General features: G+C 42.2%; 9 protein-coding genes and 1 pseudogene. 2 read left to right on the forward strand and 8 right to left on the reverse strand.

Annotated features, from left to right (window positions below):
* Positions 1 to 388: 388 nt before the first annotated feature.
* From GC097_RS28155 to GC097_RS28175, 5 genes are all read right to left on the reverse strand, one after another.
* Entirely contained in the window at positions 389 to 730 is a 342-nt protein-coding gene (locus GC097_RS28155) for a DMT family transporter (protein ID WP_171686616.1), read from the reverse strand.
* The gene (locus GC097_RS28160) at positions 720 to 1,514 is read right to left on the reverse strand and encodes an HAD family hydrolase (protein ID WP_171686617.1); all 795 of its coding nucleotides are present in this window, start codon (positions 1,512 to 1,514) and stop codon (positions 720 to 722) included. The genes GC097_RS28155 and GC097_RS28160 overlap by 11 nt, the downstream gene beginning before the upstream one ends.
* A gap of 35 nt (positions 1,515 to 1,549) precedes the next feature.
* Positions 1,550 to 3,250 carry a putative 2-aminoethylphosphonate ABC transporter permease subunit gene (locus GC097_RS28165; RefSeq protein WP_171686618.1) on the reverse strand — a complete coding sequence of 567 codons (1,701 nt, stop codon included), beginning with the start codon at positions 3,248 to 3,250 and terminating at the stop codon, positions 1,550 to 1,552.
* A gap of 13 nt (positions 3,251 to 3,263) precedes the next feature.
* On the reverse strand, positions 3,264 to 4,298 hold the full coding sequence (locus tag GC097_RS28170; protein WP_171686619.1) for an ABC transporter ATP-binding protein: 1,035 nt from the start codon (positions 4,296 to 4,298) through the stop codon (positions 3,264 to 3,266).
* Between the two features lie 89 nt (positions 4,299 to 4,387).
* Positions 4,388 to 5,482 (reverse strand): putative 2-aminoethylphosphonate ABC transporter substrate-binding protein, encoded by a 1,095-nt coding sequence (locus tag GC097_RS28175; RefSeq protein WP_171686620.1) that lies wholly within the window; start codon positions 5,480 to 5,482, stop codon positions 4,388 to 4,390.
* Between the two features lie 347 nt (positions 5,483 to 5,829).
* Between GC097_RS28175 and GC097_RS28180 the strand changes: the two genes are divergently transcribed.
* Complete coding sequence (locus tag GC097_RS28180; RefSeq protein WP_171686621.1) at positions 5,830 to 6,378, forward strand: GbsR/MarR family transcriptional regulator; 549 nt, start codon at positions 5,830 to 5,832, stop codon at positions 6,376 to 6,378.
* Positions 6,379 to 6,502: 124 nt separating this feature from the next.
* On the opposite strand, the gene GC097_RS28185 is transcribed toward GC097_RS28180, so the two are convergent.
* From GC097_RS28185 to GC097_RS28195, 3 genes are read right to left on the reverse strand one after another with little or no spacing between them, the layout of a single operon-like run.
* Positions 6,503 to 7,579: a Ger(x)C family spore germination protein gene (locus tag GC097_RS28185; protein WP_171686622.1), complete on the reverse strand. Its 1,077-nt coding sequence runs from the start codon at positions 7,577 to 7,579 to the stop codon at positions 6,503 to 6,505.
* Positions 7,580 to 7,584: 5 nt separating this feature from the next.
* Positions 7,585 to 8,673 (reverse strand): GerAB/ArcD/ProY family transporter, encoded by a 1,089-nt coding sequence (locus GC097_RS28190; RefSeq protein ID WP_246294505.1) that lies wholly within the window; start codon positions 8,671 to 8,673, stop codon positions 7,585 to 7,587.
* Positions 8,651 to 10,153, reverse strand: coding sequence for a spore germination protein (locus tag GC097_RS28195; RefSeq protein ID WP_171686624.1), 1,503 nt, complete (start codon positions 10,151 to 10,153; stop codon positions 8,651 to 8,653). Before GC097_RS28195 ends, GC097_RS28190 begins: the two co-directional genes overlap by 23 nt.
* A 181-nt stretch (positions 10,154 to 10,334) precedes the next feature.
* On the opposite strand from GC097_RS28195, the pseudogene GC097_RS28200 reads away from it, so the two are divergent.
* Positions 10,335 to 10,697, forward strand: a pseudogene (locus tag GC097_RS28200) (ABC transporter permease); the annotation flags it as partial.

The following is a 10,697-nucleotide window of genomic DNA, read 5'->3' on the forward strand; positions in this document are numbered from 1 at the left end:
TACCGATTAACATCATGGATGCGAGTGTAACGGATAAAATTCTTTTCACTCCAGAAAACCTCCACACTTTAGTTGTTTAAGGATCTGTTCAAAAAGCTCGTAAAATTAAGTAAAAAACAAAACTCACCAAAGTCTGATGCGATAAATAATGGCCATTTCAATCCGTAAGCACCACCTCCCAGAAATCCTCTCATCCCTGTGGAAAAAACTTGCTTATCGAAGATGGCTTACGTTCAAGAAAATTTTTACATTTTTAATTTTTACATTTAAAAATATACCATTTCACCACTGTACAAAATTTATTGTACAAATAAATTGCGATCAATAGGTTAATTACATGTAAAATGCGGGTTTATTTATTGTAAACCTGAGACTGCAATCCGCCATATCAATGAACCTTACTGCTCAATTTCAAGCCGATGACACCAACCACGATGAGTACCATCCAAGCTAATTGGGTTATATTGAATGATTCCTTGAAAAGCACAAATCCTACCAGTGTAATTAGAACAATACCGACGCCTGACCAAATCGCGTAAGCAACTCCAACTTCAATGTAGGTCAGAGCAAAGTTAAGCAGGGTAAAACTGCAGCCGTATAGAACAAACATCAATATAGATGGCCAAAATCGGGTAAAACCTTCGGATAACTTCATTGACGTCGTACCCGATAATTCAAAGAGAATGGCAAGTATTAATAGGATCCATCCCAAGCCACTCTCACCCTTCATCTGTGGATTCCTCCAAGGAAAGTTCAGCGTACGAAGAGATAAGCACATTCGCGTCATTGAGCCAGCAATCGCCAGACTTTGCAGCCTGATTCATCATTACCCCTATAGTGGCTGCAACCCCTGCGGATTTCCCCATCTGCATGTCGCTGTTGGTATCCCCAATCAAGACCACCTGATTTGGTTCTATTCCAAGCTCTAAGCAAGCCTTATGTACCATTTCGGGAAAAGGCTTTCCCTGTTTCACCAGATCGTTCCCGACAATAACTTTAAAAAACTGGCGAATGCCCAACCACTGCAAATGTTTTTCTGCATCTGCCGTCTCATCCGCCGTTACAATGCCCATGGGCACTTGTTGATCATGGCATTGCTTCAGAAAATCGATAACTCCCGGCAGCGGATAAACGGGGCGAACCTGTTCCATTTCTTCATCCGCCAAACGCTTACTTTCCCTTGCTATCCGCATGGATTCGCTCCAAGGGAGTCCTAGCCGGTAGCCTTGCCATGCTAATATAGCTAGCAAATCGCCAATCGATCCCATGGCCAGTGGACCGTTTCTACTATAATCCGTTATATGCCCGGTGGCATCATGAAACGTTCCCCACAAATCCGAGATGGGATCGATATTCCCATCCTTTGCAACAGCCAAGACTTTATTTGAATAATTCCGGTATAACGACTCGCTCCAATATCCCCAAAGACTTATAAAATCGAGTAGTGTGCCATCCTTATCAAATAAAACCCCCTTTACAGAATAACTTCTCTTGTTAATTATTAATTTTGGCATTCCAATCGCTCCTGAGATCCTCATATAGGTGAAAACTAATTATCTTTTCTTACCAATATTGCTTCCGTTCGCCGACGCATCCTGCCGGACGCTAACATGACAACTGTTCGCATAATCAGGTTTGCCAGTATGATTAGCAGCGACATGGCTGCCGCCTGAGCGATATCACCTGAGTCCTCCATGTTAACAATCGCCACGGCAGCGGGTTTCAAGTCTGGCGCATACAAGAAGATGATTGCCGACACCGTCACCATACTGTTGATAAAATAATACATACAAATCTCCAAAATACACGGCAATGACATGGGCACCGTTACCCTGACAAGTGTCTTATACCAGGGTACATTCATCGTTTCTGATGCGGCCTCGAACTCGCTATCCAGCTTTTTGAGCGCCGAGGTCATCGTTAAAAATGAAACCGAATAAAAATGTACAATATTACATATAATCATGATCCATATGGTCCCGTATAACCCATGTAAGGGCTGGTTCGGATTATTAAAGAAGAATACATAGATGAGACCTAGTACCAATCCCGGCAAGGCAAGCGGCAGCATGGATAGAAAATAAGCCGCATTACGTAATAAGGCATAACCGCGGGATTTTTCAATGAGATAGGCAAATATGAATGTCACTGCACCGCCAATCAGCGCAGCGCCAGCCGAAATGATCAAGCTGTTCACAAACGGTCCCGCCCCGTCAAGAAAACCATCGTAATGGGAAAAAGAGAGCTGTAAGTTATAAGGCCATACTTTCACTATTGATCCATAGAGCGCCACAAGAATAATGCTTAGAATGGCAGCTGATACAACTGAACAAAGCAGGAATAATAGGACGTCGCGCAGCTTGTTTGCTTCAATTCGATATGGCATTGATTTTGCGCTAAACCACCCGCTCTGTTTCCGCTGTGAAATTCGGTCTATGATAAACGAAATCACGGCCGGAATTAACATCAGTACACCGACGGCAGCCCCCATCTGCATATTCTGTTGACCAATCACTTGCTTGAACAAATCGGTCGCAAGAACATTGTATTGTCCTCCTACAACCTTAGGTGCTCCAAAGTCAGTAAATGTCAGGACAAAACAAACAAAAACCGTGCTAATGAGCGCATACTTGGTACCTGGTACAGTTACCGTCCAAAAAGTACGCCATTTTGACGCGCCAAGCGTCTCTGCTGCTTCATATAATCGATAATCCGAACTCGCAAAAGCAACCGAGAGGATGAGAAATGCTTGTGGAAAGGTATATAAAATTTCAGATAGAACAATCCCGATCTGCCCGTAAAGCTCAATTCGAAATTCCGGCAGCAGACCGAAGAACCCAGTTGAAATAAGTCCTTGATTGCCAAACAAGTAGATTAATGCTAGTCCGTGCAGCATCGAAGGAGCAAACAGCGGAAGCAGCGCTACGGACCGAAAAAACCATTTCCCTCGGATTCCGCTTCTCTCAAGCGCATAAGCAAATCCGAATCCGAGCGTCACCGCGACTACGGTTGTAATCAATGAAACCTTAATGGAATTCCATAATGAATTTACTAGCGACGGTGTAGAAAAATATTTGGCAAAATTAGCGAGTCCAATAAAATTTCCTTCTTGATTGCTAACCGCTTTGATCAAGAGTTCACCAAGCGGCAATAGGATCGTAAAAATTAAGACGAGTGTCATTATTAAAATGAAACTGTTTTGACTCCATTCGTTAGCATTCGGTCGTATTCGTTTTAACCAAGTTTCCATGCCATTCACCTCCTCACCCAGCCGCAATATCGGATACCGTATCAAACCGGATAACGTGTTCAGGCAGCAAGTTAAATGTTACCTTCTGATTTAGTTTGATGTTAAAAGTCACCATAGCTTGCGCCTGCAGATCAACGGTAAGAAATTGCCTAAGCGGAGAATCCTGATGATCCAATAATTCTAGAACCATGCGATAATGCGTCCCTCGATATTCAATTTCCCGTACGATTCCCTGTCTGCCTTTCTCATGACCCTCCCGAACCAATTGAACATGCTCTGGACGGATAGCTAGTAGAGGGTTCCCTTGTTTTCCGTTATCCGTTTCGATAAAGCTGACTGCTCCAATAAAATCGGCAACAAAGGGACTATTCGGACGTTCATACACTTCATTCGGGGTGCCGATTTGAACGATTCGCGATTGATTCATAACGACAATGCGATCAGCCATAGTTAAAGCTTCCTCTTGATCGTGCGTCACCATAATGGTCGTCATCCCGAATTGCCTGTGCAGACGGCAAATTTCACGCCGCAGCTTGACACGAACCTTTGCATCAAGAGCGGATAATGGCTCATCCAGCAACAAACAATCCGGTGAAAATGCGAGCGCTCGCGCAAGAGCTACCCGCTGCTGTTGGCCTCCCGATAATTGTGAGGGTACTTTATGGCGCTGTTGCTCTAATTCCACTAATCCTAGCAGTTCGTCCACGCGATCTACGATTTGGGACTTGGTTAAGCGATTGCGAAGTCCGTACGCAATATTCTCGGAAACCGATAGATTCGGAAATAGAGCATACGATTGAAACATCATACCGAAGTTCCGTTTGCCAGCCGGTACAGAGGTGATATCTTTTCCCCCAATGGTCAAATGGCCCCCATCCGCTTTTTCCAGACCCGCAAGGATGCGCAGCAATGTTGTTTTACCGCATCCGCTTGGCCCCAACAGACAGATGAATTCATGTTGATGAATATCTAAATTTATTTCCTGTAGCGCAGTTTGCTTCCCAAAGTGCTTGGAAAGGTTGCGAAGCGATAAATACCCTGGCTTCATAACTAATGCTCCTTTTTACTAATTTTCCCAAATAAATCCCCGAAAATAGGAAGGATGCCAAACATCGGCATCCCGTCGTAATCCACCAACTATTTTTTCGGCTCAGATTTGGAATCGTATTTCTTTGCCCAATCTGCCAGCACAGATTCACGGTCTCTAGCAGCTTGGTACAAATCCAGCTTGGTCAATTGCGATACCGGATCTTTACTGTAGCCTTCGGGAAGTTGATTTCCTTCTTGCTTAATACTTAAGATGGCGTAGTTTTTATTGTATTCCTTCATCGGCTCAGCGCTAATCGCCCAATCCAAGAACAGCTTCGCTTCGGGCTTAATGTCTTTCTTTTTCACTAATGCATTTGCTTCCATATCCCAGCCTGATCCTTCTTTTGGGAAAATGACTTCAACCGGTGACCCTTTTTTCTTCTCCAGGATACCGCTGTATCCATATGAGATACCGATCGGAGCTTCTCCTGAAGCTGCCATTTTCGCCGGTTTAGATCCAGAATGCGTATAAACCATCATGTTATCATGAAGTTTGTCCATAAAAGTCCACGCTTTATCCTTGCCATACAGTTGGATAAGTGCATTAACGGTTAAGTATCCCGTACCTGAGGAGGCAGGATTTGGCATAGCGATTAATCCTTTGTATTCCGGTTTAGCCAGATCCTCGTAAGATTGTGGAATGGCCAGGTGACGTTTTTCCATCTCCACCTTGTTGACAATGATGGCAGTCTCCCAGATGTCAATTCCGACCCATTTAGGAATACTCGATTTATCTTTAAATTCAGGAAGCACCTGATCGACACCTTTAGGCGCATAAGGCTCCAACATTTTTTGATCATCCATAACAAGCAAGCTAGTTGCTGCCAATCCCCAGATCACGTCGGCTTGAGGATTTTCTTTCTCTGCAATTAACTTGGCTGTCATGATCCCTGTCGAATCACGAACAATGTTCACTTTAATCGTTGGATTCTGAGACTTAAATGAAGTAAGATAGGTTTTGATTTGTTCTTCTTCCATTGCGGAATAGACGGTGATTTCTGCCGGTTTGCTTGCAGCAGTTGTTGTTGCCGGACTCGGTTGGCTGCTGTTTGGAGCTGTACTTGCCGGCTTTGCTGTGCCGCATCCTGCCAATAAACCAGTAATAAGCAAAATAGACGTAAGTGATTTCAATTTCGTTTTCATTGTTAATCCCCTTTTCCCAATATCATAGTTTTGAGATGATTCTAACTTCGATGGTTATGGACTATACGGACTAATCAAGCAGAAAAGAAAATCTTAAAATTCAATTATTTTTGTATTGTTAAGATTTTTATGTATTTTATTTCCGAATTACCAATCAGTACAATTTTTATTGTACATTAAGAGAATCTTTTTTGTGTCAACCGAACGTAAACTCAACATGAAGATTATGTAAATACGAAAATTCATTTTCCTTGTCGCAAAAATATGTTTTTTGCTATAATAGTAGTAATTCAAACAAAATTTGTTGAATCTATCAGTCGATCAGGAATAGGGAAGTGAATATTCTAATGTCTCAAAAAGAAGAAAATCACGCATCAGAACAAAGAGGACGCATCAGACAAGACATCATTGAAGCTATTGCAGAAACGATGGATTTGTACGGAGCAACTCATTCATCCGGTCAATTGTATGGGATTATGTTCTTTGAAAATCGGCCGATGACTCTCGATGAGATGAAAATACGAATGAATATGAGTAAAAGTAACATGAGCTATGCGGTTAGATCATTGGTAGAATCCCAAATGGTAAAAAAGCTAGAAGAAAAGCAGGAGCGAAAAGAACTGTATGCTGCTGAGGTCGATTTTTTTCTTGCGTTTCAAAACTTCTTCACGCTCAAGCTCCAGCGTGAAATTAATGTCATGACAGAAGCCATAAGTAAAGCTCTGCCTGAATTGACAAAATTGATTCTTGACGAACATATATCAGACCAGGAGCGTAATCTTGCTCTACAAGATTTATATAAACTTCGGCATGGGCAAACCTATTACGAATGGCTTCAGCAGTTTGTCGATGCCCTGAAGCGCGGGGAATATTTTAAAGATTTTTCTTCGCCGTAATTAATTGATGATATTTTCCCAATTGAAATCTATATGCAAAATGAAAAGGATTGCCTCAATATGAAGCAATCCTTTCGATGCATCTTAGTTTATAATCCCTTTCTTCGTGATTTCTACCTGAATGCTAGGAACAAAAATACACTTTTTGATAGTTGCTCCCCCAGTCTTCCTTGTGCTTCTCCCAAATATCGGGATGGAACGCCCTGAGTTTTCTGCCGATACCTAGTCCATCACAGCGGGCATTTTGCATTTTTTTTATCGTTTCGTTTATCAAGAGATTCATCTCTTTAGAAAGTAACTGATTTAATTGAGCAACCACTTCTTTATCATCTAATTGACTTTTCGGATATTCTGCGATACTCACCTTCCATTTCAAATCCAGCATAACCTTAATTTGATCGCCTGATTGAGTAAGTATTTTCATTTTTCGCTTCGATTTATTTACATTAAATGTTAGAGAATCATAACCATTTTGATGACCTTTACTTATTTTTTGGGTGAATCTCGCCACTTTCCCCTTGTCGTCTTTCATCAATAAATACATGGTAGATTCATCCGAACTCAGTATCCCTGTAAATTGACGCTTATGAAACATGGCGCTTTGCGAAACGTCCACACGTTTCCCTTTTTCGATGAGGTAAGGAAGAACAAAGTCTTCTCCAGAGTCCTTTATCACAGGGTAAATCGTTTCTATGGTCACTTTGGGAACGCTTGTCGTCAGTTCTTTGCTCTTAATCAATTCATCAATTTCTTCTTCAATTAAGACATTTCCTACTTTTTTAAGGGAAAGTAAGTCTGACGCCTTCCCTTGCGTCACTCCGATCCTCGCATTTAAAGCGCTCTTGGGATCGCGGTAAATATTATCAAGGATCGGATAAATATCTTGCTTGGCTTGTTCCTCTCCAATAAGAATGATCCGATTTCTGTAAGCTCGAAGAAACCGGGATATCTTATCATCTATTTTATCACGGCCTTCCAGTGTCGTATTACTGTCCGTATAAATAATATCGTTTTTAGGACTCTGTTGTTCGCTTCCAGGCATGTCCCGTATGACAAAGGTGGAGAGAAGCTTTCCATCCGGTGCGAGATCGAACCCTGTTCCATAAAGCAAACGAGCATTTTTTAAAAGGTCTTGATCCCAACACCCGGTCATCCATAAGAGAATAAAAAAAACCGCGATTGAAAAGAAACACTTTTTCATCCGACTTACACGCTCCTTGTTCTTCTAAGGTACGAGAAGATGAGCAGGATCAAAGGAAGCCCAATCACCAGGATATAATGAGAAATCTTAATGATTCGATCGAATAAGTCGGTGATCGATGGGTCCTGAGCAATCATAGCCAGAATAAAGATAATGAGCGCGGCATAGGGGACTGCCTTTTTATGTTCCCCACGGTGAAAGAGACGCCCCAATCCAGTTGTTGCCACATATAACCAAGAGACAATGGCCGTACTGGCAACAAAAACCCATAAAGATAAAAAGATTAAATCGATTCGTTGAATGAGTTGGAAAGAAAATCCTTTCAGCATATAGAGGAGAGGTTCTTCAATCGCGGGCATGACCGACGGACTGAAAATGACTAAACTAGTAAACACCTCAAATGAGTAAAAAAGGGTAATCAGCAGATTCCCCAAAGATGCTGCCTTTAATTTTTCCCCGCTTTTCCCTTCTACAAAAGGATAGATCACCAATATCACTTCATACCCGATTAAAGGAAACAACGCCTCGTTCGCAGCTTCGAAGATTTTTCCCCATCCAGATTCCATTATGGGAAATATATAGTCAATATTCATGTTGACATAACCCATCAAGGATAGTAGCACCATTACAATGATCGTCAACGAAGATATGACAAACAGTCTGGCTATCACTCGAAGATTTTCCTTAACCAAATATACACAGGTGAGGAGGGTGAGAATTAATAATGCCCATCTTGGCGTAGTTTGGAGAACCCATTTTCCTATGACATCGGCAAATAAGGCTAAAACCTTTCCCGCTGAAAACAGAAAATAGCCAATATAAACAAGGCCAAGCAGATTCCCAATCAGTTTGCCAGCGATTTTCGGTAAGAAGCTGAATATCGTATCGGAAGGAAACCGTCTGCAAAGAGCCCATAGAAGCAATATAATCACTTGTACGGCTAGCCCGGCGATTAATGTTGAAATCCACCCGCCTCCCTTGGCTATCGCCTGCATTTTGTGAGGAAGAGATAAAATTCCGACCCCCACTTGTGACTGGATGACAAAAAACATGAGCTGCCCTTGAGTAATTCTACTCTTTTCCGGAATCATCATGTTCCCACCCCCTTGGATTTTTTATCTGATTTAACTTTTTTGGATGAGGGTCATGAGGGCGCTGATTCAAGCTCCAGATTGGAAAGCGTGTTAATGCATCCTTCATATCTTTGATTCGAAGCGGCATAACCGGCGCGAAATAGGCTGTACCAAAGCTTTCTAATTTACATAAGTGAATTAAGATGAAAAGAAGACCAAACGTGATACCGATTAAACCGAACATCGCGGCCAAGATCATGAGCGGGAAGCCCAAAATGCGAGTGGCCGTACTCATTTCGCTTGACGGGGCCACAAACGACGCAATAGCGGTTAAGGCAACAACGATGACCATGGGATAGGAAACTAATCCTGCCCGCACGACAGAATCACCGATCACCAAGCCGCCAACAATACTTACGGTTTGACCGACTCGGCTCGGCAAACGTATCGCTGCTTCACGTAGTACCTCTAAAGAAATTTGCATAAAAAGAGCCTCCACGATAGGTGGAAATGGTACTCTATCAATACTGCTTTTTACGGTATATATCATATTTGAAGGAAGAATTTCCGGATGGAAGCCAATAATCGCAATATATAAAGCAGGTCCTAGAGATGCAATGATGAAGCTCACCAGACGAATCAATCGAATGAACGATCCGACAATCCACCTGTTGTGATAATCATCCGGGCTTTGATAAAAGGCAAAGAAAGTCACCGGCAAAATGAGCGCGGACGGGTCACCCTCCGATAAAATAACAACACGGCCTTCCATGAGATGGGCTACCGCCCGATCCGGTCTTTCCGTAAATAAGATTTGCGGAAAGAGAGAAAATGAGTTATCTTCAATCCATTCGGCAATGAATCCAGGTGCGATCACGGTTTCCATCTCAATGGAACCGAGTCTGTGATCCACTTCTTGGACGAGATCCTGATTCGCCAGATCCTGCATATAAAGCAGAGCTAACTTTGTTTTGGTTGCCTTTCCGACCTTGTAATAACGAACGACCAGGTTCGTATTTTCAACGCGCTTTCGAACCAAATAAAGATTCGTGATGAGGTTCTCTATAAATCCATCATGTGCGCCGCGAACAACACCTTCGTTCACTGGCTCTGATATACTCCTTTTATTAACTGCTGTTACATCGAAAATAAAAGCTTCTGCCATACCTTCGAAAAACAAACCGCAATTCCCTTGAACTAAGGCCTGAGATACCTCATTGAGATCCGTTTTTTTCGTAATCTCCATCGAAGTAACGAGTTCATCTACGCTTCCTTCTTTTTTTTCTTCTAAGGGCTTAAGGATTTCTTTTTGAATTTTCTGTTGGTCAGAGAGTGATTCCAAAAAGATGATAAGACCCTCCAATTGATTAAACCTAATGCTCCGCCACTTCAGATCACTTGAATGAAACAACTGGTTTTGAATGTATGCCATATTTTTTTGCAATGAAGGGAAAACTTCTGTTTCCATTAAAGGTCTTTTTTCTTCCCTGCCCTTCGAAATCAGTTTTCTTAAAAGATTCCTCATTCCTGCTCCACCCGCACTCAAACCAATTTTCATTAATTTACCCAGTATCATCAACATTATCCAACGTAGATTCTAACCGTAGCACTTGTAACATGCTGTTCATTAGCCGTTCATTTTCACTTCCTATACTTAAGACATTATGAAGGAGGGAAGCAAAATGTATTTAGCTATTCGAGAAATGAGGTTCGCTAAGGCTCGGTATACGTTAATCGCTACAATTATGGTGCTTGTTTCTTTTCTTGTTTTGTTTGTCACAGGTCTCGCACAGGGGCTTGCCTATGATAACGCGGCTTCCGTTAAGAATATGGCTGCAACTCATTTTGTCTTGGAACAGGATGCTAATCACCGCTTCACTAGGTCTCAGGTCGATCAGAATCAGCTTGAAAAGGCTGGCTTAATCGTAGGAAAAGAGAATGCAGAGCCGCTTGGTGTGAAAATGACTACGGTTATTCCATCTGATGGTACGGAGAAGATAGATGTTACACTGCTCGCAGTTAATATCAATGGCTGGCTGATGCCA

The sequence above is a fragment of the Paenibacillus planticolens genome, from assembly GCF_013141725.1.
GTDB classification, from domain to species: Bacteria; Bacillota; Bacilli; order Paenibacillales; family NBRC-103111; genus Paenibacillus_E; species Paenibacillus_E planticolens.